Annotated in this window: 16 protein-coding genes; 4 read left to right on the forward strand and 12 right to left on the reverse strand. The window is 40.6% G+C overall.

Features of this window, described 5'->3' with window-relative positions; all coding sequences use genetic code 11:
• Nucleotides 1-53 precede the first annotated feature (53 nt).
• The 10 genes from AN944_RS01400 to AN944_RS01445 form a co-directional block, all read right to left on the reverse strand.
• Nucleotides 54-413, reverse strand: coding sequence for a hypothetical protein (locus tag AN944_RS01400; protein ID WP_055022793.1), 360 nt, complete (start codon nucleotides 411-413; stop codon nucleotides 54-56).
• A 68-nt stretch (nucleotides 414-481) separates the two neighbouring features.
• On the reverse strand, nucleotides 482-754 hold the full coding sequence (locus AN944_RS01405) for a hypothetical protein (protein WP_055022794.1): 273 nt from the start codon (nucleotides 752-754) through the stop codon (nucleotides 482-484).
• Nucleotides 755-1,020: 266 nt separating this feature from the next.
• Nucleotides 1,021-1,428, reverse strand: a complete 408-nt coding sequence (locus AN944_RS01410) for a hypothetical protein (RefSeq protein ID WP_055022795.1) — start codon at nucleotides 1,426-1,428, stop codon at nucleotides 1,021-1,023.
• Nucleotides 1,418-8,764 (reverse strand): toxin TcdB middle/N-terminal domain-containing protein, encoded by a 7,347-nt coding sequence (locus AN944_RS01415; protein ID WP_055022796.1) that lies wholly within the window; start codon nucleotides 8,762-8,764, stop codon nucleotides 1,418-1,420. The genes AN944_RS01410 and AN944_RS01415 overlap by 11 nt, the downstream gene beginning before the upstream one ends.
• Nucleotides 8,765-8,920: 156 nt before the next feature.
• The gene (locus AN944_RS01420; protein WP_055022797.1) at nucleotides 8,921-12,124 is read right to left on the reverse strand and encodes an efflux RND transporter permease subunit; all 3,204 of its coding nucleotides are present in this window, start codon (nucleotides 12,122-12,124) and stop codon (nucleotides 8,921-8,923) included.
• Nucleotides 12,125-12,133: 9 nt separating this feature from the next.
• Entirely contained in the window at nucleotides 12,134-13,309 is a 1,176-nt protein-coding gene (locus AN944_RS01425; RefSeq protein ID WP_055022798.1) for an efflux RND transporter periplasmic adaptor subunit, read from the reverse strand.
• Between the two features lie 66 nt (nucleotides 13,310-13,375).
• Nucleotides 13,376-14,725 (reverse strand): TolC family protein, encoded by a 1,350-nt coding sequence (locus AN944_RS01430; RefSeq protein WP_235530827.1) that lies wholly within the window; start codon nucleotides 14,723-14,725, stop codon nucleotides 13,376-13,378.
• Between the two features lie 226 nt (nucleotides 14,726-14,951).
• Nucleotides 14,952-15,380: a hypothetical protein gene (locus AN944_RS01435; protein ID WP_055022799.1), complete on the reverse strand. Its 429-nt coding sequence runs from the start codon at nucleotides 15,378-15,380 to the stop codon at nucleotides 14,952-14,954.
• A 162-nt stretch (nucleotides 15,381-15,542) separates the two neighbouring features.
• Entirely contained in the window at nucleotides 15,543-15,737 is a 195-nt protein-coding gene (locus AN944_RS01440; protein WP_055022800.1) for a DUF3012 domain-containing protein, read from the reverse strand.
• A gap of 72 nt (nucleotides 15,738-15,809) precedes the next feature.
• Nucleotides 15,810-16,163 (reverse strand): STAS/SEC14 domain-containing protein, encoded by a 354-nt coding sequence (locus AN944_RS01445; protein ID WP_055022801.1) that lies wholly within the window; start codon nucleotides 16,161-16,163, stop codon nucleotides 15,810-15,812.
• 160 nt (nucleotides 16,164-16,323) lie between these two features.
• Here AN944_RS01445 and arfB point away from each other — a divergent pair, with 160 nt between their 5' ends.
• The 3 genes from arfB (at nucleotide 16,324) to AN944_RS01460 (ending at nucleotide 17,765) form a co-directional block, all read left to right on the forward strand.
• The gene (arfB, locus tag AN944_RS01450; RefSeq protein WP_055022802.1) at nucleotides 16,324-16,740 is read left to right on the forward strand and encodes an alternative ribosome rescue aminoacyl-tRNA hydrolase ArfB; all 417 of its coding nucleotides are present in this window, start codon (nucleotides 16,324-16,326) and stop codon (nucleotides 16,738-16,740) included.
• Nucleotides 16,741-16,887: 147 nt separating this feature from the next.
• A complete protein-coding gene (gene aroQ / locus AN944_RS01455; RefSeq protein WP_055022803.1) occupies nucleotides 16,888-17,331 on the forward strand; it encodes a type II 3-dehydroquinate dehydratase in 444 nt (147 codons plus the stop codon).
• 32 nt (nucleotides 17,332-17,363) lie between these two features.
• A complete protein-coding gene (locus AN944_RS01460) occupies nucleotides 17,364-17,765 on the forward strand; it encodes a DUF3859 domain-containing protein (protein WP_055022804.1) in 402 nt (133 codons plus the stop codon).
• 31 nt (nucleotides 17,766-17,796) lie between these two features.
• On the opposite strand, the gene AN944_RS01465 is transcribed toward AN944_RS01460, so the two are convergent.
• Nucleotides 17,797-19,695, reverse strand: coding sequence for a tetratricopeptide repeat-containing diguanylate cyclase (locus AN944_RS01465; protein WP_160319067.1), 1,899 nt, complete (start codon nucleotides 19,693-19,695; stop codon nucleotides 17,797-17,799).
• Between the two features lie 310 nt (nucleotides 19,696-20,005).
• Here AN944_RS01465 and AN944_RS01470 point away from each other — a divergent pair, with 310 nt between their 5' ends.
• Complete coding sequence (locus AN944_RS01470) at nucleotides 20,006-21,013, forward strand: class I SAM-dependent rRNA methyltransferase (protein ID WP_055022806.1); 1,008 nt, start codon at nucleotides 20,006-20,008, stop codon at nucleotides 21,011-21,013.
• A 118-nt stretch (nucleotides 21,014-21,131) separates the two neighbouring features.
• Here AN944_RS01470 and AN944_RS01475 read toward each other — a convergent pair whose 3' ends face one another.
• The gene (locus tag AN944_RS01475) at nucleotides 21,132-22,394 is read right to left on the reverse strand and encodes a tetratricopeptide repeat protein (RefSeq protein ID WP_082419840.1); all 1,263 of its coding nucleotides are present in this window, start codon (nucleotides 22,392-22,394) and stop codon (nucleotides 21,132-21,134) included.
• Between the last annotated feature and the right edge of the window lie 40 nt (nucleotides 22,395-22,434).

Below are 22,434 nucleotides of genomic sequence, written 5' to 3' on the forward strand. Positions count from 1 at the left end.
ATTTTTAAATACATCCATGTTTTATAAAAAAGGAGCCACTGACTTAATCAAACTTACTTAATCGTAATATATTGCAACTGGCAATATACTGATCCTGCGCGTTTTACTTCATCATCAATTGTAACTATCACTTTGCTACTTGACATTTTGGCAGCCAATATCATTGAAATAGCAGTTTCATTACCTTTTGACACAGAAATCGCGTACTTACCCGAATACTTTTTACAATTTGGTTGCTGATTGGGGTTTGATAACGAAAACCACATATCACCACGCCAACTACTTGCCATCGTATTATCAACATCATGATATCTAATTTGGCCAATATCTGCGGTTATATCATAGCGTATTGCATATGCATCACTTGCCAAAAAACTTGCAAGCAATACGCATACACTCATTATTTTATACATGTAAAAATCCATTTTATTATTGTGTTTAATCGCGATAACTAACATTCAACAATGGTAAATTGGTCAATTTATTTATTCACTAAACCCCAACTCCAAGTTTCGACGGTTCCATAATGACCACAACCGCCAGTTCCCCTTGCTGAAATAGTTTTCCCCGATGCATGTGCTGTTAACGCTATACTCATTATTGCTCTACCTGCAGCAGTATTCGTATTAAACGACAAGTGCTGCGGATGGCCATTACCACACCCTGCAGGGGAGTTGGTTAACTTTTTAGTGAACTTAACAATCCCTTTGCCAGAAACATCCACACGAACATATTCAACAGTCGATTTATCCACATGACCATTCGCCATAATTAATGGTGAAAAAATATCGAAAACATCAGTATTATCTTGTTCATTATTAACAGTTCATTCCTTGAAAGAGATTGTATGGATTCCACAGCCCAAACGATTACTTAGGCTTACTCCATATTTATTACAAAGCGATAAACTCACTTTTTATTAAAGCTGCAAGTGGAGAGAGGCACTAACATTAAGTGTACTCTGACCCCACTTATTGTGACCTCACTTATTGTTAAGCTTACTCTGACCCCACTTATTCCTTATTTTCTTTTCAAAACTCCCAACCACCTCTGCAACATAGTGTCGTTATCAAAAAATTGAACACTAACTTTACAGTCAGTTAGTATAAAGTTATCAACCACTAACTCTTCATTTATTTTTATTGTTATTTTTTTTTCAAAAATAACATAATCATCATCTAAAATATGATTTTTAGTATAAACGGGATTTATACTATCATCACAACCATCGTGATCATTCGTCACATTAAACTCTGCGCTTGAATTTCCGACATAACCTCTTACACTTGAAATTCCTTCACTGTCTAAAATTGGCCTTATTTCAACCCCGTCATATAATGGTAATGACTTATTAAAAATAAAAATTGTATTACCTGCATAAACAGGAGGGATTAATAACATTAAAAGCAGGATTTTTTTAAAAACCATAATAAGCCTCACCATATTGCCTTATAATATATTCACTTTTTATATTTGTTGGCAAATTTGACAATCCAAACTGTAAATACTCAGTAAATGCGTCCCTAACAATTGAGCTAGCACCTAAAGCACTGGAAAGTCCTATTTTCACCGTCGCTTCACCATATCCTTTACCAATAGATAGAGCACTTTGCAAAGCTTTATCATTTAAAAAACTATCTTGAAGCGAAGTGAGCCTACCCACTGAATAGGCTCGATGTTCATTACCATACTCAGGGAATAGTTTTTTAAAATCAGCCACGTCCATTCCACGTAGTATGTCATTCGCCTCTAAAATATCAGTGTCTCTAATTCCTTCTGACCTGAATTTATTTGTCAACTTTTCCATTCTCTTGTCCTTTGATAATCTGTGCTCACCATTAAACATCTGGACAAAAGCACCAGTAATTGCTCCATTTGCAAATTTACCACCACTGATTTTAGAAGCTGTGCCACCGATGATAGCTGCGGTAGCGACTCGAGCTGCACGGTAATTAACTTCACCATTACCAATTTTATTCACCAATGGCTTAAATGCCGATGTTACACCAGCGGCAATAAATCCATTACCAAAATTACCGCCTTGTAGCTCTGCGCTAATACCACCAACCATGCCGTTAGCTACGATATTTTGAACAGAGCCAGCTTCTCCCCAAAATGCATCCCCGCCTATACCTTGCAAAGCATAGCCAGAAGCAGCGCTTATCACTCCAGACTTCAAACCAGCTGTTAAGCTGCCTGTAGAGACGAAGGTGGACATGCCGTTATACAAAGCAGAACACCAAACTTGGCAGCCGGGTATAAAGTTTAATGCTGCACTTATAATACTATTTAAAATTGGAATACTGTTAATCGCTTGATGGATATACCATACTCCGGTTATTTTCATTATCCCTTTTAATAATTTTTTAAAGAAGTAGCCACTTGGATCGGTATAAGTCAGCGGGTTATTAAGCACATAACTGTAGCGGTTATAGTTTTGCAGGTTAGTCGGCGCTTGTATAAAAGGGTCGGCTTGCATGAAGCGCGCTAAGGTTGGGTCGTAAATACGCCCTCCCATTTGAATAATATCCATATTCGGCAGCATTTCATGGCCAGTATAACCCCGCGCCATTGGGGTAATCGCTTGAATAAGGCTCGAGCCTGCGAGCTTCATCGGCTTACCAAAAGCAGTATAAAAATACTGTTCCAGTACAGCGCCTGACTGATTGGTTATTGAAAGAATAGAGCCTTGATGGTCAGTATGCTGATACTGCACCTCTTCACTCTTGCCTAAGGTGGTATTGTGATTTCTTACCACCATAATATTGCCGATTAAATATTTATGACGGGTGTTTTCTAGTTGGCTACCCTTATAACGTTTTTCCTGTTGGTAAATGGAACCCACGTAATCAGTATGGAACGTTTTCCAATCACTGCCTTCTTGACGGTAATCCGTTCTACTTAATACTGCGCGATTATGGTTATATTGATAATCCGTATATTGGCTACCCGATTTTATACGGCTGGCTTTATCGAAAGCATTGTAAGTAAAGTTACGGCGGCCATCTGAGGTGATATTGCCGTTATCATCATATACAAATTTACTGTAGGTTTTACCATCAACAGTCGCGCTATTTAATCTATTTACGCTTACTGATTGTAAATAATCGTAACTGGCTAAGTTTTTAGAATAACTGCCACCAGAATAACCTTTACGACTTTTAATATTACCAAAGCCGTCATAAGCATACTGCTCATCATAGCTATAACCGGTTAGGCTACCACCTCCAACACTTAAGTCGCGGGTTTCAATACGATTTAGTTTGTCGTAGGTAAAGGTTTCATTAAAAGATAATGTTTGCCCACCCGTACTATTAAAATAGCTATGAGCTCTAAACTCAACATTACCTTTTGCGTCAAACTCACCATAACTTAAGGTGTGGATATCGCGAGTGCCTTTGGCTACATCAATATGACTGATGCGGCCAGTGCGACTATTAAAGCCTTTTTCTTCAGATGTTCCGTTTGCAAATGTTTGTTTGGTGATATTGCCAAATACATCCATTTCCGTAATGCGACGTAAATTTCGATTACTACTGTCTTTTTGTAAATAAAGGTAGTTGTTAGCGTTATAATAAAAATTAACGTAAAAGGTTCCGTTATTTGAAGGATAATGCTGGCGGCTTACTTGGCCTTTGGCATTATATTCTGTCTTAGTGCTATAACTGCTGCCATCAACATTAAAGTCTGTTTGATTTGGGCGTCCATAGTGGTCGTAAAAATAGTGTTCACTACTGAGAACCGCAGCAGAAGTCGCGCAATTAGTTTGATTCGCCCAGGTTTTAACCCAAGTAGGCTTACCCACATTGTGTTGGCTTGTACTGTTACCATAACCCCAACAGGATAAATTGGTATCATCTTTACGCCACAACATGCGTCCCATGGCATCGTATTCAGTGATCGTAACCTGTTGCTTTGCATCTGTTTGCGTTAGTAACTCGCCAAACGCATTATAGGTATATGTCCAATTGCCTTTATCGGGATCAATTGTTGCCGCTTTTCTACCATAGGCATCGAAGTCAGTAGTGATTGATTGGGTTTTCCAAGCATTATTTTTATCTTTTGCTTTAGTCGTAACCTTACGGGTATTACCAAAAGCATCATAATAGTAATAAATGACTTGGTTATTTGGGTCAGTTCGCTCAATCAATAATCCATCGGCGCTGCGTGTTTCTTTATATGGCTGACCGTTTTCATCATAAGATGTCGTGACTAAGCCATTAATGATATTTGATACTGTCGCAGTACCTGACTCTGTTAACTTAGTTTGTTTGTATACTCGTCCCAAAGCATCATAAAACTGCTGTGATTTAACGCTTGAGGCACTGTCATATTTAGGCACTGTTTGATGAGTCACTCTGCCCAATTTATCGTAAGTTGATGCTGTAACAATCCAGCTACCATCAAAGCCCATCGCCCGCTGTTCACGCTGGCGACCAAATTTATCAAAGTACTTAACTGATTGCGGCTTATTGCTAGCACTGGTGATTTCTGTGATGAAGTTGTTAACACAACTTGAGCACAAGCTTCGACGACTCTCGGTAAAGTTACCGTCAGCTAAGACTTGTCGTGCTACTTGTCCTTGAATGTCAAAATAACTGGTCGAGGCTAATTTGTTCGGCCCTGTGGTTGTTTTACTGTAAATACGGCCAAGGGTTGCTGTACTGCCTGACTTGCCATTATATAGGTACGTTTCTGACTGACCGTTTTGGTTCATCTGACTGGCAAGGTATTGACCCCGACTATCATAAAACCAGTATTGGCCACGTTTTTGGTAGCTCGTGGCATTATGTTTACCGTAGGTTTGCTCGGCGACTTTATTACCGTATTTATCGTAGAAAAATGCTGTGGTAAGCCCATTTACATTTGACTCTCTTAACATACCGTTTGGATAGTAGCTAAACTTAGTGTTGCGAGTTTGCGTTTTACCATTAGCACCATCAGTATTTTGATAACGTGTTTTCGTCACCGCTGTTGTATACAGTCGACCAAAGCGTTTTGCATCTGGTTGGCTACCTGATTGCTCAGCCTTCTGATTATGACTCCTCGATAATACTAATGCGGCTGCACTAATCTGATTATAGGCACTTGATGTGTAAGAATTGGTTGTCGTCGTTTTATGGACCAGAGCACCAGAAGCCGTTTTTATGTCAACAACACTTTTTGTTAAGTTATTCCATGAATCATGCGTATTGGTCGTTAACGTTTCACTGACCTTTTTGGGATTTCTTACTGTTTTACCGTCTGTAGATAAATCTAGACTATAGCTTTCTTCTTTTGACGTTTTAAGGTAGACCTGTATACCACCATTACTACTCGTCGCCTGTGTGTATGTGTTTTCAGCAGTGCTTAACAGATTATCTTTATATTTACGAGTGGTTGATATTGGCATTCCCGTTAATGGGAACTTCTGATGGAACTGAGTCGTAGTGATAACACCTGATTGAGGATCTGTTGTTTGCACTGTTTCAAACCCTAAAAAGCCACGACCTTTTTTATGGGCTAACGGTCCACCATAGGCATACTGCACTAATACAGAATCAGTATTGGTTGACTGAGTTGCCGCTTCTGTTACCACATACATGCCTGCTACTGGCGTTATATAATCTTGGGCATTAGTGTTTTGAGATGAGTTAATATTAATTAACGGTATACCGCTGTTTAATGGCGCATAAGCAATATTAGTTTCAACGCCAAATCCATTAGTAATTTTCTTTAATACATGTTCTTTAATATAAGGGCGGAACGCTTTTTGAACTTTCCAATATCCCGAACTAGATGACGAGGTCAATAAATCCATTTTTGCATCACCATCAACATCAGCAAGGCGTATGGCAGTATTGGTTGGTGTATTACTGGTGCCCACATTGATAGCACCACGCCAAATAAAGTTGGCGCTTTCAGAGGTTGCACTTGGCGCAGATAAAAAGATGCTATATGACTTTGTTTTGGTGGCAGCGAGAATGTCGGTACGGCCATCGGCATCAATATCAGCAAACTGATGACGGTTGTAGACACTTTCTGTTTTAGCTTCTATCCCTGTCAGTACTTTGGCGGACGTGAAGGTACCGTTACCTTTAGATAATCTATAATGCCAAGTATCGCTGCTGATATACGCAATATCAGTTAAGCCATCACCATTAAAATCTGCAGCCCTTAATGCTTTTAATGTACTACCTAGAACAGGGCTATTGGTCGCATTATATTTAACTTGACCATTATCAACTGACGCTATAAATGCATATGTTCTATAGGTTCTTGTAACTGTTCTGTCACAATCTATAGCTTGAGTCTCAGCACTTGGTTGTGAACTTGAAGCTATTGATAGCGGGTTCATCCCACAACCAGGATCAAATTCAGGCTCCGTAACTTTAAGCACACGCATCACAATATCAGTCAATCCATCACCATTAATATCGATCATGGCTGAGTTTTTGAGATTGGCGGAAGTAGACACTATGTTATGACCGTAAGTTTGCGATGCAGTCGCACCACTAAAGCTTGAAGGTAACACTAGCGTAATATTTTTCGCAGCAGAGAATGAGCCACCTTGGTTATGGTAATACTTCAGGGCACCATTTACTTTAAATACAATATCTTGTAGACCATCGCCATCTACGTCAGCAACGACAGTATTTTCATATTCAGTAGAAGATCGACCTAAAGATTTATAGGTGAAATCGTAGCTTACGTTAAATGTTTCACATAACAGTCTGTTATTAGGCTCTGGTTCACAATGTTCTTCCTCCTCTGTACTAGGCTCAGAACTAATGACGTGCCAATTGCCAGATTTGTGCGGAATGAGTAAGTCTTGTTTACCATCGCCATTATAATCAATAACTTTTGCATAACCTTTTTCGCCTATACTGGCATTGGATATCTTTTGTGTTCTATTGGTAATAGCACTGGTTTTAATCGTTCGTGCAATGTTCTCGTCACTTAGATAGTTATTACGATATTTTGTCGGAATTGAAGCAGTTGATTCAGTGGGCGTGACTTTCCAATCTGTAGTATAAAAATGCCATCTACTGTCTTTTTGAAACAACATATCGGCATAGCCGTCACCGTTGAAATCTAAAACTTGAGCATAGAATCTGTCGCCATTGGTCACAGCGGCATTATGTGTAACGCTTTCAAAAGGAGTAAAATTAGCCGTGTTATTGGTGATTTTACACCAAGTTTGATACTGATTATCCGTAGAATCACAATAAGAAACAGTTCGGCAAACTGTGTCCCCTAGCTCACTTTCACAAAGTGCATAGGATGGCGCCGAATTTTTTCTTGTAGGTTGCTCGTACTCAAATTTAGTTGCTGGCAAACAATCGGTATTTGACTCGTCGAAACACTCTTGAATTCCAGTAACATAATTGCGTTCTTCTGGGATATCAGTTAATAACCAAGTAAAATCATAAGATCGAAAAATGTCTGAATCTTGTTTCACTTTGATTTGAGTTAGTCTTTTATTATTAGTCAGTATGCCACCATTTGCATACCCTTCTACTGAACGCGCTACATCTGTGTATATAAATTCAACTTTGTTATAGTTCGATTTTCCTAAGGTAACATTGCCACCATAAGCAATATTTTTTAATAAATGACTGCCTTTATTGATATCTTTTTCATAGTCATAGCGTATGTAATTACCTTTATTATCAACTATAGCTTTAAGTGCCCATAACTTTGCTTCAGAGTTAGCAGCAAAACCGCCTCTTTCTACATAAGCATCGGTAGAAGACGTTATTAGCGGTGCTTTACCGTAGTAATGTATTTCATTCGCTTTTGTTGTGACGGTAAAATATTGTGGCCCTTTGCTATTGCTGAACGCCTTAATAACAGAGAAATTATCGATCTCTGTATGATATTCATCAGAGCTATTATTATTTAATATTAATCGCTGCCCATTAAAACAAAGTGCATCACTTGAATTATATTTTAAACCGTCAATTTTTGTATCAATGGCAATATTCTTAGGACAACGTGATATTGCTGATAGCCCAGAAATATTCCAGCCCATTCCCAATATACCCTCACCACCTTGACTGCTATATGATAAAGCGACTTGAGGTACGACACCTGCCGTAGCTGAAGGTAAGGATAAAGGAATATTGTAAGTCGCAGCGCCAGATTCAGTCACTTTAAACTGACCTGCACTGAGCCCAATAACATTTCCAGGGTTGGTAAATGATTCGCTGCCAGAGGTATTAACGAGCTTCCCAGACCTAGAACCTAAATAAGTAACTTGACTCGCTGAATTGTAATCTAAAACGATATCTTTAATACCATCGTTATTGATATCTGTAAAAGTTAAGGGTTCCCCTTGAGATAAGTCAATTTTATTTCGACTCAAGCTATATGCATCTACATTAGCAGTACCAGTTAAGTTTGAAACAATAAAACTATCACGATTACCACTAACATCTCTTATGATCAGATCGTTAACCCCATCACCATCGATATCATGATATTCAATATTTAAATGAGAGGCATCCGTTAATGTTAATACTTGAAACTGTTGTTGAGTAATTGGTTCTAATACCCAATTATTACCAGACTGAACTAGCTTAAATACACCGTTCTTTGGTGTAATATTTAAAGGAATATTTATTTCAGATGCAATCAAAACAAATTTAGAAGGGACTCTAAGAATGATATTTCCATCACTATCATTATAGACTTCAAAGCCTTGATAGTCTGAATTAGAGTTTGCGAATGAAAAACTAGAAATAAAGAATAGGAAAAACCCAACGATCCATCGTAGTTGCATATTATTTAAACACATCCATGTAAAATTTTTTATATAAAATACACAAAAAAATACAAATGTAAATTAAATGTTTTAGTTTTTTTAGTACCCATATTTATTAAATGGTTTAATTAAACTGAGATAAAACCTAATTTTATTGGGTTTTATCTCATTAAATTATTTTTCTCGATACAACCACAAATACATAGTCGGCAATACCAACAGCGTTAATGCTGTCGAGCTAAATAAACCGCCAATAATCACTATCGCTAATGGTTGCTGGATTTCACTGCCGACACCCGATGACAGTAGTATTGGGATAACTCCTAATGCTGAAGTTAATGCCGTCATCAACACAGGGCGCAATCGGCCAATAGTGCCTTCAAACACGCTGGTTTGCAGTGATTCAGATTGATTGTGTTCTTCTCGCCGCTGATTAATGGCATCCACCAGCACCACACCGTTAAGCACCGCCACGCCAAATAAGGTGATAAAGCCAATAGCGCTTGGCACTGACAAGTATGTCCCAGTAACGTAAAGCGCGACTACTCCGCCGATTAACGCTAACGGCACATTCGCCATAATAAGTCCCACTTGTTTAAGTGAGCCGAATGAGAAAAACAATAACAAGGCGATTAATCCAATTGAAACCGGCACCACTAGCATCAGCTTGTGCTGCGCTCGTTGCTGGTTTTCATATTGCCCTCCCACAACCACGGTATAGCCTGCTGGCAGCTGCGCCTTTGGCACAATGGCATAAATATCATTTACAACCGAGCCCATATCACGGCCAGATACATTAGCTTGCACCACAACGCGGCGCTGCACATCATCGCGACGAATATTCGGCGGCGCCATTTCTATACCGACTTTGGCCACATCACCTAAACGAACTTGAGCACCATTAGCGCCGCGCAAAATCAAATCTCGCAGCACATCTGGCGAACTGCGGAACTGCTCAGCTAATCGCACGTTAATATCGTAGCGGGCATTACCATCAATCACTTGCCCTGCACTGACACCGCCAATACCTTTGCTTACCAAGCTCATCACTTGATCGACACTCAAGCCATATCGAGCCAGTTGGTCACGTAGCGGCCTGATAACCAATTGTGCTTCGCCGCTGACTTGTTCAAGCGACACATCAACAGCGCCTTCAACCTCGCTAACCAACTCCGTTAATCGCTGACCTTTTTCAGATAATACCGCTAAGTCTGGGCCAAAGATTTTAATGGCTAATTGTGCTTTAACCCCTGAAAGCAATTCATCTACACGGGTGGCGATAGGCTGTGAAAAAGTGAATAACAAGCCAGGAAGTATGTTCAACTCATCTTCCATTAAATGTTGTAATTCATACCGATTATCAGCGCTTTGCCATTCATCAACTGGTTTTAAACCAATGTAGATTTCAATGTTACTCACAGGCTCAGGATCGCCACCAAGTTCTGGTGCGCCAATGCGGCTTAATGCATATTCCACCTCTGGAAAATCCATCAGTATTGCTTCGATTTTTGGGGCGATATCTAATGAGGTTTGTAAGCTTGCGGTTGGCGCTAAAGTCACTCGTAAGTTAATCGTGCCTTCTTCAAGTTCTGGCACAAACTCTGTGCCTAGCTTGGGCACTAGCATCATACTGACTATGAATAACGTCACAGCACTCACCATCACGATTGCGGGTTGCTTTATGGTGCTTGCAAGCAGCTGACGATAGACCCGCTCAATAAGCGCAAGTATTGGGCTGTGCTTGAGGCTAACGCCTCGATTAAATAAAAACACAGCCATAGCAGGCACAGCAATCAGCGCGACGAATAAAGCTGACATCATCGCCAGAATAATACTCACCGCCATCGGCTGAAACATTTTTCCCTCAACGCCTTCTAAAGCAAATAAAGGCGCAAATACCACAATGATGATTGCGGTCGCAAAGAAGATGGGGCTACATACTTCTTTAGCCGCGATAATGACTTGGGTAACCGTCAGCGCTGTTTGTTGGGTAACAACAGCTTGGTTTCCATTTTCATGATGCTTTGCGTGTTGATCTTGAGTCTGCTTATTAGGAAAATGCTCAGTTAAACGCTTGAAAATGTTTTCAACCATCACCACTGAGCCATCAACTAACATCCCTATAGCCACCGCCAAGCCTCCCAGTGACATTAGGTTTGCTGACATACCGTAATAGGACATCACCATCAATGCCAACCCAATTGAAATAGGGATTGATAACAACACCAGTAATGTCGCCCGCAAATTCACCAAGAATAAAACGAGAATAATGACGATGAACACGAATGCCATTAGTAAGGCATCGACAACCGTTGTGACAGCTTGCTTAACCAAGTCTGATTGATCGTAAAACACCTCAAATGAGACGCCTGTGGGCAGTGACTGTTCAATCAAACTCACCCGCTCGTTAATGTCATCAATCGTGGCCTTAGTATTTGCTCCCATTCGTTTTAAAATGACCCCTGCAACCACTTCGCCCATGGCATTAACTTCTGTTTTGCCATTCACAGGGTTTAGCTCTTTACGGGTAAAGGTTACTGCGCCCACACGAATTTCACGGCCATATTCAACTTGCGCAATATCAGCAACTCTAACTGGGGTGCCTGCTACCTCTGTTAATGGAATTTGTGCTATTGCCCTTAATCCCGCATCACCTGAAGGCAGTAACCCATAACCACGAACAACAAGCTGCTCCTGTCCTTGGGGCATAAACCAGCCACCAGCATTACGATTATTACTCTCCAGAGCCTCTGTCACTTGTGCCATTGTTAGGCGGTAACTGAGTAGCTTGTTAGGGTCGATGTTCACTTGGTATTGACGTACATCACCGCCAAATGACAACACCTCGGTAACGCCGCCAACAGGCATTAAAATCAACTTCACTAAGTAATCATTGAAGCTACGAAGCTCTGCGGCATCAACGCCTGATTCAGGTGTTGCCCGCAAGATATATTGATAAATCTGCCCTAGCCCTGAGGTATTCGGCCCAATCTCAGGCACACCGACACCATCTGGGATCATCTCTTTAGCGGCTTGCAGCTGCTCAAACACTTGCTGGCGAGCAAAGTAAATATCTGTACCTTCAGCAAAAACCACTGTCACAATCGACAAGCCAGTACGTGACAACGAGCGAACTTCTGTGACGTCAGGCAAAGCATACATGGCAGATTCAACAGGGTAACTAATGAGCTTTTCTACCTCTTCTGCTGCTAAGCCTTCCGCCTCAGTATTCACAGTAACTTGCACATTCGTCACGTCAGGAAAAGCATCTAAATTCAGCTTTGGCAACATGAATACACTAGTAATAACAATAGCGAGCAACGCCAAACCCACTACAAATCGGTGTTTAACCGCTGTTTCGATTAATTTATATAACATGCTCAGCTCCTAGTGGTTGTGAATATCAAAACCTGCTTTTGCAAGTTCAGACGCCAACAAAAACGCACCACTGATCACCACATGAACGCGAGGCTCAATACCCTTGACCATATTCATTCCACGCTGACTTTCAATCACTTCAACTTCAACAGCTTCAAACCCATCATCTTCTTGAATAAACACTTGCCAATGACCATCGCTACTGCGGGTTAACGCTGAATCAGGCAACACGACACCCCCATCGAGACTATTTGGTAGATACAACTCCGCAAATTGTCCAGCATGTAAACCGTATTCACTATTATCGATGCTCACTAATACTTGCTCTGTGCGCGTCACCAAGTCCAATTCATGGGAACGGCCAATAATCGTCCCCTCAATGGATATCTCATTGACTCTGACTAATGCTTTATCGCCATTATTTATCCCCGCAGCCTGATGAGCAGAAAGCTGAGCTTCGACCCATAAGTGTGACTCGTCCGTTAACTGCATTAACGGGCTTCCACCAGCAGAAACCTGACCTATCAAGGCCACATCTTGCTGCACCCGGCCATTGATCGGTGCCAATAATTGATAACGACCAATGGACTCAGGCTTGGTAATCAATTGATTGATTTGCAATGCCGTCATACTGAGCGCTTCGAGGTTGGCACGAGTCAGCTCAGCTTGTACTTTTGCCACTAATCGTCGACTTTCACTGACGGTGTTTTTACTCATCTGTTTCACTCTATTCCACTCAGCTGCTGCGGTAATATAATCCGCTTGCGCTTGAGCCACTGCTGCGCCGCCCAAGGTCAGTAAAACTTGATTTTTATTGACTAACTGGCCTGGCACCACATGACGTTTTAGCACTCTGACATCCAACTGTGGCGCTAGGGTGACGGTATGATCTCGATCGACAATGAGGGTTGCTGTAGCCACATCATCTAAGTTAAATGTGCTACTTGATAAGCTCATCACTTTGATACCAGCCATTTGCTGCTGACGGTCAGTAAGCACTAACGCATTGCTATGCTCATCAGTGATTTCATTCTGCAGAGTAATGCGATCGTTTTGTTGTGGTTTCTCGGCATTGTTATGCCCAGGCCCCGCTAATACTTGGGGGATATAGCAAATTGACACCAGTATCGCGATAACAGTTAGCGAGCGTTGGCTCAGTTTTTTATCAAGATATTGAATATTCATAATGTTCCTTTTAAGCCGTTATTCGCTTTATAAACTCAACAAATAACCACTCAATATTGTTGTTAGTTAATCAGCTAAAGCGTCGGTAGTTGCTGACTTATTGGTCATAAAATGCTGCTGTAGCACTTGTTCAAGCTGCCCGCTGTCACCCATCCACGTTAGCCAGTGTTGATACAAATTGGCCTCTAAGTTGACGCCAGCAACAAAGCTAGTGCTCATTTGCCGCTGACTTTGCAGATAATCACTGGTGCTAATATCACCTGTTTGCCATTGGCCTGAAATCAAAGCTGTCGCCTCTTGACCTGATTGCTCAACTAATTGCTGCCAGTCTTGATAGCGTGTTAATAATCTTGGGATTGCACGAGTAAATAGCTGCCACTGTTGATGCAGTGCCTTTTCTGTCGCTAGATAAGATTGTTCAGCAATGGCAATGCTTTCGTTCGCTGCAGCAAAGGAGTCGTGGTAGTTGTTTCGGACGGTTAATGGAATCGACACACCTAGCCCCCATTTATTATCACTACCTTCACGCTCTGCGCTGAGGCTAATACTGGGATCTGCAGATAAGTCAGCCTTCAACTGATTCACCTGCAATTTGGCTAGCATGACTTGTTGATAGGCCGTTTTTAATGCGGGTAACTCTGGAGTGACTCGTTGGCTTAATGTCAGCTCTATTAAACTGTTTAGCGTTATATTAGGTACACTCTCATGGCCTAATAAGGTGTAAACTTCTGTTTCTGCAACAAGTAATGCTTGCTCTGCTAAAGCCAAAGCTGCTGCATTGTTGGCGACATCAAGACGCATGAGTTGCAGTTCAACCATAGCAATATCGCCTACTTCGACACGCTGCTCAGCCAATGCAAATTGCGCCCTTGCTAAATCAAACTGCTGTTGATTAAAAGCGAACAAGGTTTGATTTTGTTGCAGCGCCACTATTGCCAGCAATTGTTTTGACAGTATCTGACTGCGCTCAACTGCCACTTCCGACAAGGTGATTTCTGACTCCAATTGCGCTAGCCGAATTGCTGCGCCGCGCTTATCACTCCAATCAATGGTTTGACTTAAGGCGATAGTGAAGATGTCGTCCTCCGGTGCATGTTGATAATCCACACCAAGCTCTGGGTTATAAATCGCATTATCTGCGGCTGATAACTTCAATAAAGCTTGGCGTTTTAACGACATTTGGGCCTGTATTTGTGGCAACTGTTCAAAGCTGAGCATCAAGGTGTCAAACCACGATTGAGTACTTGTAGTAACATTAGTGCGCTCAAGTGCTGAGTGAGCAGTGTTATGTATTGGCCGATTAAAGGCGCTCGCTAACACCCCTTCGGCATGCGCAGTTTGTATAGACGCAATACTCGCCCCCATCATGCTTAAATGCACAATAAGCGCTGAAGAAATAATAGATTTATTCATCATTTATTCTCGTTTCGACCTAAGTCAAAATCTAAAATTAATTGATGATTAATCGTGCAAAGCCGTTATCACCCTGAAATTATCTGGATGTAAAAATAGTTAAATTCTAAGCGAGTTAACCTTTTGGCGACTTATAACAAGCCTCAATACAGGCTGCCTCAAACCCAATAGGATTAGACAGAACCAGTCGGTTAAAACGATAACTGTGCAAGATTAATCAGTTAAGTCATTAACTGATTAATAAAATAGGAGGGCGGTAACTTAAGCGTGCTTCTGGGGGGATGTAAGTTTGAATAACAGTTTTTGGCGCTTCAGAAATTATTGCCACAGGCATAAGCTGAGCGACAAAATCAATTGTTGCGCTATGACCACCGTGACACTGACAATCTAAACACAGTTCATAATCTTGGTTGTCAGCCATTAACGTATGGTTATGGATTTCAGATGCTGTCGAGGTTGCATTAAATAAGTGAGTAAAATCATCAGCTTTATCGCAAACATCAGCTGGTGCTGAAAATACGATGTGGGAATGGTTCACTTGTTCGTTTTCGCCATCACCAAGGTGCAACTGATGCTCGCCTAAGTTAGTGCTGATAAATTGCAGCAACATAACGGCGACCATTAATTTTGCACATGTTTTAATGGCTGACAATGACACAAATGACCTCTGATAAATAACTCCTAGCCAAGCACTTAACAAGCAAGTTAAATAGCTTAATGAAAGTACCGGCTAGTCATAAGACAATGAGTTTACCTAAAAGTGCTAAACCCGCTAGCCTTGAATGTCATAAAAAATAACGCGATCACGGTTTATGATCATTTAGAATACACAATGCTTGGCATAATCTGCCGCTTCATTAGCAGTCCAATCACCACTAGGCTTATCTTTCATTTGTTTACACCAAGCTTCACTTCCTACTTCAGGCGAGCAAGCACTCAACCCTAGGACCAATGCTGCTGCAGCAAAAATAATCGTTAATTTAGCCGCTAAACGGTTGGTTTTATTATTGAACATTTAATTTTACTTCCTTGAATTTATAACAAAAATATATCTAAACTGGTTTTATGGCGCAACACGACACTGACATCACTGCTTAAGCCATGCTATGGCTTGTTGTTTTTGCTCTAACGGAAACCACGCTACTTCACCTTGCATGAATGGCGCAAGTAAATTAACCGAGTTACCTACCCAGTCAGGGCCTCCTACAAACACCAAAGCATCAAATGGCGGTAATTGAACTTTATCTCCGCCCATTAATGAGCTGACATCCCACCCTTCTAGCAACACATCAGCTTCGATGTATAATTTTACTTGGCCACTATTGTCACGATACTGAGTAATCAATGGTTGCAAGTGCGTTTGGTAATCATGGGTCGATAAACGTCCACTAACAAACAAGCTAATGACACCTGGGGAAATATCAGGGATTTGGCACAACATAACGCAACTCCAAACTGTCTATGCGGCTGCATAACGATGTATCAACATCTGTTTCAGCCTATATTATTGTTGATAGTAGCAAATCTTATCCGCTGTACTAAACAAAAGTTTGTTAAGCTAACCACAGTTATGATTTAAAAAAGTGAAGCGTTTTAGCACAATGATCAATATTACCAACCGTGTCAGCATTGAAGATAATGAAATTGAATGGCAATTTATCCGTTCAAGTGGTGCAGGTGGCCAGCATATCAATAAAGTGTCAACTGCGGCGCAGATCATTTTTGATATTAGGCAGTCTTCACTCCCTGAGTTTTATCAGCAAAAGTTACTAGCCAAAGCCGATCACCGCATTACTAAAAGTGGCAAAATTATTATTAAGTGTCAGCAAAGTCGTAGCCAAGATTTTAATCGACAACTGGCACTAGAGCAGTTTATTGAATTAGTGAAAAGCGTCGGGATTGTTCAAAAAGCCCGAATTGCTACTAAAGCAACTAAGGCTAGTCAGCGTCGCCGTGTTGACGCAAAAAAACAGCGCGGAGCGACTAAAGCGCTACGAAGAAGCAAATCTGATTATTAGCCATTACCGCGGGTTATCATGAAAATAATTCCCGATTTGGCTATCATTATCATGATAAATTACACTCACTTAAGTCCAATCATTTGAGCAGTAACATCGCAATTGACTTAACGCAGCGAGCTGCAACACTTTTAGCAAGGAATGAACATGCCAACGCAAGCAAAAGTTTTATTGGTTAACGGCCCGAACCTTAACTTATTGGGCCGCCGAGAGCCTGGATTATACGGTAGTGATAACTTAGACACCGTGGTTGAAAATGCTCGCCAATTAGCTCAGCAGTCTGGCTTAGGGTTTGATCATATTCAATCTAATGCCGAGTATCAGCTTATCGATGCGATTCATGCAACTGACGCTCAATTCATTATTATTAACCCTGCAGCGTTCACTCATACAAGTGTTGCACTAAGAGATGCGATCTTAGGCGTTAACATTCCCTTTATTGAGGTTCACATTTCAAATGTGCACGCCAGAGAGCCCTTTAGAAGTCATTCTTATTTTTCAGATAAAGCACAAGGGGTTATTTGCGGGTTAGGCATTCAGGGTTATGAGTTTGCAATGCAAGCAGCGATTAAGCACATTAAGGCGAAATAATCGCTACCCAAGTCAATTAAATTTAGACGTTTATGAGTAAATTAAAAGCAGATATCAAGGTTATCCAATCAGGCATCTTCAGTAAGTGGGACTCTGAAAGTGATGAGCTCCCCCGCTTTTTAGAAGCGACAGTCCATGTGCCAGCCGTAATAGACATGGAGTTCGGCTTTGTCACTCGCATTAAAAAAGCGAAAAACCAAGTGCTTAAATATTGTATCTATCATCCAAATATCCCTGATGCAGAAGGTAATATTGAAGCGCCTTACGATGGCGAAGTGTATATAAAAGAAAATGATTGGAAGTTTTATTTAGGCGATTGTATTTGGGCACCTGTGAGTAACAAAGTGGGAAACTGGCGCATGACACTAGAACTCAATGGTAAACTGATTGCCGATAAAACCTTTAAGGTTCATTCTGTACCTTCAAATTCCTAAGCAAACCTTGGCAATGTACGAGCTTTGTAAACTATGAAGCTTCAATAATTGCCCCATCGATAAAAGCACAGTTTCGTCCATGTGATTTTGCCTGATACAACGCACTATCGGCTAAAGTGAGATAATGCTGCCAATGTTGCACAAGTTCAGACGATAAAATAGGCTTAGTTGCCCCAATAGAAATCGTCACCTTGAGTGAATGTCCAGAATATTCTACCGGGGTATCTGCTATCACCTGATTAAATCGTTCCAAGATATGCTGTTGCAATTCATCAGACTCAAGCGCTAATAATATCAGGAACTCTTCACCGCCCCAGCGAGCTAGCACATCGTTTGCTCTGATTCTGTTTTGCAAACGAGTAGCACATGCCATTAACACTTCATCGCCAGCGTCATGACCATGGGTATCATTGATTTTCTTGAACAAATCACAATCCAAAATGAGCACACTGTAATACTCTACGCCTGTTTTAGTGATGTTATGCTCAACAAAGTTATTTACAAACCGGCGATTGTATAAACCCGTCAGTGGGTCTTTATTCGATTGTATATAGAGATTTTTGTTAGTTGAACGTAATGTTGAGATACGTTTTTTATTAGACGTATAGCGATGAATGAGAAGCGCGATTCCGATAGTTAATCCACTAAACACTAAAACCCACAACTTTTCTTGGAGCTCTTTTTTCTCTAACGTGGCAGCTTTTAAGTTATTCTCCGCAGTCAATAACGCAATTTTTTCATCTTGTAATTGCGCATCGAATTTCACTTGTAACTCATAGATTTGTTTTTCACGTTTATCGAACAGTTGCCGTTGAGTGCCTTCATAATAAGTGGTCAAATGTGCGAGAGCTTCTGGGTATTGAGCCGTTTCTTGGTAAATTTGGGCAAGTAATTGATGTGTTTTTAAGAGCCAATCTTGATTATTAATATCTTCAAAATCTAGCAATAATTGGTTTGCATACTCTGTTGCTTGCTCATAGTTTTTTTGACTAAATCTTACCTCACTTAAACCATATAAACATTGCTTTGATGCTAGGGGATCTAAGGCTTCGTGAGCAAGGGATAGACATTCCAATATAATCGGCTCTGCTTGGCTCATTTGTTGTTGCTGCAACAATAATTCTGCTTCAGTCCATAATGCATTTACAATTAACTGCACATTGTCTGACTGACGTGCTGCAACTGTACTCTTATGGCTAAAATCTGTCGCGGCGGCGATATCGTTAACCTGCAACATCAAATTACTGGCATTACTATATAAAACAACCAGTAGTTCATAACTGATATTGTCGTCCTTCAACAACAATTCGGCGGCTTTCTGATTGTATTCAATGGCATTTTGCCAATCTTTCAATCTCGAATAAACTACTGAAATATTTGAATATATTCGCCCTAAAAAATGATGTTGGTTACTCTCATCTAACAATGAAATGGCTTTTTGATAATCACTTAAAGATGCTTCGTAGTCTAAATTGCGTGAGTGTAATATACCTCGAGTATTGAGTGCTCTTGCTAATAGTCGCTCATAATGAATTGATTCACAGATTACAATCGCTTGCTCAATATAGTCAAAAGCCTGTTTGCTTTCACCTTGGCGGGCAGCGAGGATCCCTTTTAAGGTCAAGCCTTCTGCAAGGATCCAATCCAGCTGTTGCGATTGACCATACTCAAATAATTTCTCAGCGGACTGGGACGCAGCATCGAGATCCGATTTTGCAACAGCAATATTATGGAGAATGCGATAATAAACAGCGGTGTAAAACACATTATTATCAAACACGCCTGAAGTGTTCATGCTTGTTATGGTATTAAATGTGTTATCTGGTGAATTTTCTGCTTGAAAATAAAGCTCAACCAACTGTCGCCCTTGCTGACTATCATTAATCGTGAGCAAAGGGTCAAAAACCAGTTCATTGGCAGATAAAGTCAAACTAAAACCACATAGGCCCAGGATACAAAACAACATTTTTTTAGCGGAAATACAAAATAGCTGCTTCAAATAAACCTCTAAATCCTAACCAATCAACCTACGGGCTCAGTAATATATGCCCTATTCAATAGCTGAAATACTATTAACATCTGAAAACTGAGCCTCCATCACTAAATTTATGGATAATCTTCTTTTAGCCTAGGCGCTATTGCCATAATTACCAGCCTTTCAGGCTAGGGATTTCCCCTTAATCTAGTAAAGCTTGATATAATCACCGTTTATATCTCTATTCGCCACTGAGCACTTATTTATGTCTTTGCAAACATCATTAACCCATGCCATCGATCGTAGAGCAACATTTCTCGCTCAAGCAGAAGCCAGTCAAACAGATTGCTTTCGTATTTACCATGGCACTGTTGAAGGTGAAAATGGACTGAATATTGATCGCTATGGCAATGCATGGTTAATTCAAACATTTCACCAGACCTTAACTGAAACGCAGCTGGAAGAATTGACTCAAGTCCTCACAGAATTAACGGCATTACCTGTCATTTATAATGATCGCTCAAAACGCAATTCCCGTGTCGAAAATGCACTACAAAGTGACCATCACGAATTTGCTTGCTCTGAACAAGTTATTAAAGAGAATGGCATTCAATTTACGTCTAAATTACGCCATGAAGGACAAGACCCTCTGCTGTTTTTAGACATGAGAGTTGGCCGTGAATTTGTTAGAGAGCATAGTGAACATAAAACGGTGCTGAATTTATTTTCATACACCTGTGGCATCGGCACTGCGGCAGCAATGGGCGGGGCAACTAAGGTCACGAACGTAGACTTTTCTTCTTTTGCATTAGCGGCGGGAAAGAAAAATGCCGAACTTAATGGCGTGACAGAAGTGTGTGAGTTTATACAAAGTGATGCTTTTCCAGCTTTACGTCAGCTTGCAGGCCTTAAGGTCGGCGGACGCCGTGGGCAAAAATTACCTAAATACCCAAAGCTGCCAGCAACACAATTTGATTTAGTCTTTCTCGATCCCCCTCGCTTTGCTAAAAGTCCATTTGGTACTGTCGATTTAATCAATGATTACCAAGGCTTATTTAAACCTGCCATGTTAGCTACAAAATCTGGCGGCACGATTGTGTGTTGTAATAATGTCGCTAAAGTTGAGCGTGATACTTGGCTGAAGAGCTTAATTCGCTGTGTTGAAAAACAAGGTCGGCGTGTGACTCATCAACAATGGATCCACTGCCATGAAGACTTCCCTTCATTTGATGGCAATCATCCGTTGAAAATGGTCGCGCTAAGCATTGACTAATACCAAAGCGCATCCAAAGCTAAGAACTGAGTATTGATTAGAACGCAGCAGCCTCGCTTAAACTCATAAATTAAAAAGCCGCAATATGCGGCTTTATTATTACTGATTAGCTGTTCTACTACCGGTGACTAGGGCTGTTACTTTGCTTAAGCCAAGATAATTTTGCTAAGTACTTTTGCTGACTCTTACCCATAGATGTTAACTCCAATGCTTTTTCGAGCGTTTTTTTCGCACTTAACACTTTGCCTTGTGCATTCTGTACTTTGGCGAGTTCATAATAGGCTTGATGATAATAAGGGCTGTTATTGATAAACTTTTTTAAGAATGCTTCTGCAGCAAAATAGTCTTGCTGTCTCGTCGCTTCTTGCGCCATTGAGTACCAACCGTAAGGTGTCTCATTCTCTAGCTGAATGAGTTGCTGATAAATGGCATCAGCTTCTAGTACTTTACCTTGTGAATATAATGAATAGTTATAGTTACTTAATAATGTCAGTGAGTTAGATTCAAACTGTAGGCCATATTGATAGTAAGCATCAGCAACTTGATAATCTCCCACTCGTCGATGCACCACAGCCATCATATTAATCAATGGAATATACTTAGGGGCAAGTTGTAAGCCTTTTTCTAATAGAGAGTAGGTCAAGGTTAAGTCATTGGCGAGAAGGGCATCTGCAGCGAGGTTACGATAAAACATAGCAAGAAACTCATCTTCACTGACCACCGCTCCCGTGCGATCGTTTCTATCAGGGAAATAATCTATGACGGTGAATTCACTACCATTAATATATACACCGCCAGCATCCGTTTCATATAAAAAGGTACGGACATGATCTGAGGTCACGACTAAGTCATTTGAAATATGTGTTAATAAAGGCGCCGAGTGGACCACTTGAAAAACAGCTCTCACGTTTAAATGCTTTGCCACACCATAAGTAAGCATAGCTAAAGCCATGCAATTACCAGACTTATTTTGCCAAGCTTGAGCCGTATTATAATTTAAGCCTTCGTAATTAAAATTAACCATTTTATTGTTAATAAAACGAACCACTTGATATCGCTTCGAAAGCTCAGCAATCTCAGGTCTTGCAATAAAGGCTTCAAGCTCTTCGACTTGATCTGGTAGTAATGCTGACAAACTCTCTACCGATGGAACTAAGTTATTTTTTGCTATATCCAAATCTATTGCGTTAACAAAATAAGCGCCATTTTCAGGAAGAGGCATTACATTTAACTTGGCTGAAGAGTGCGAGGTGGTGCTACAACCTGCTAATAAAAAAGATAACATGCCGCCAAAGAACAATGGCGTTAAGTAACCAACTATATTTTTGCGAAACGGTTCAACTGCGGTTCCATTTATCGTTAATCGCAACATCCTGAGCATAAACACCTCTTATCATCCTTAATATTATTCATTCTGCAGT

This window comes from Shewanella sp. P1-14-1 (genome assembly GCF_001401775.1).
Classification (GTDB): Bacteria; Pseudomonadota; Gammaproteobacteria; order Enterobacterales; family Shewanellaceae; genus Shewanella; species Shewanella japonica.

Excerpts from the sequence above, each read along its gene's own strand:
- AN944_RS01420 (WP_055022797.1), bottom strand. The coding sequence starts at position 12,124 with ATGTTATATAAATTAATCGAAACAGCGGTTAAACACCGATTTGTAGTG.
- AN944_RS01425 (WP_055022798.1), bottom strand. The coding sequence starts at position 13,309 with ATGAATATTCAATATCTTGATAAAAAACTGAGCCAACGCTCGCTAACT.
- arfB (WP_055022802.1), top strand. The coding sequence starts at position 16,324 with ATGATCAATATTACCAACCGTGTCAGCATTGAAGATAATGAAATTGAA.
- AN944_RS01440 (WP_055022800.1), bottom strand. The coding sequence starts at position 15,737 with ATGTTCAATAATAAAACCAACCGTTTAGCGGCTAAATTAACGATTATT.
- AN944_RS01475 (WP_082419840.1), bottom strand. The coding sequence starts at position 22,394 with ATGCTCAGGATGTTGCGATTAACGATAAATGGAACCGCAGTTGAACCG.
- AN944_RS01430 (WP_235530827.1), bottom strand. The coding sequence starts at position 14,725 with ATGATGAATAAATCTATTATTTCTTCAGCGCTTATTGTGCATTTAAGC.
- AN944_RS01445 (WP_055022801.1), bottom strand. The coding sequence starts at position 16,163 with ATGTTGTGCCAAATCCCTGATATTTCCCCAGGTGTCATTAGCTTGTTT.
- AN944_RS01470 (WP_055022806.1), top strand. The coding sequence starts at position 20,006 with ATGTCTTTGCAAACATCATTAACCCATGCCATCGATCGTAGAGCAACA.
- AN944_RS01400 (WP_055022793.1), bottom strand. The coding sequence starts at position 413 with ATGTATAAAATAATGAGTGTATGCGTATTGCTTGCAAGTTTTTTGGCA.
- aroQ (WP_055022803.1), top strand. The coding sequence starts at position 16,888 with ATGCCAACGCAAGCAAAAGTTTTATTGGTTAACGGCCCGAACCTTAAC.
- AN944_RS01460 (WP_055022804.1), top strand. The coding sequence starts at position 17,364 with ATGAGTAAATTAAAAGCAGATATCAAGGTTATCCAATCAGGCATCTTC.
- AN944_RS01415 (WP_055022796.1), bottom strand. The coding sequence starts at position 8,764 with ATGCAACTACGATGGATCGTTGGGTTTTTCCTATTCTTTATTTCTAGT.
- AN944_RS01410 (WP_055022795.1), bottom strand. The coding sequence starts at position 1,428 with ATGGTTTTTAAAAAAATCCTGCTTTTAATGTTATTAATCCCTCCTGTT.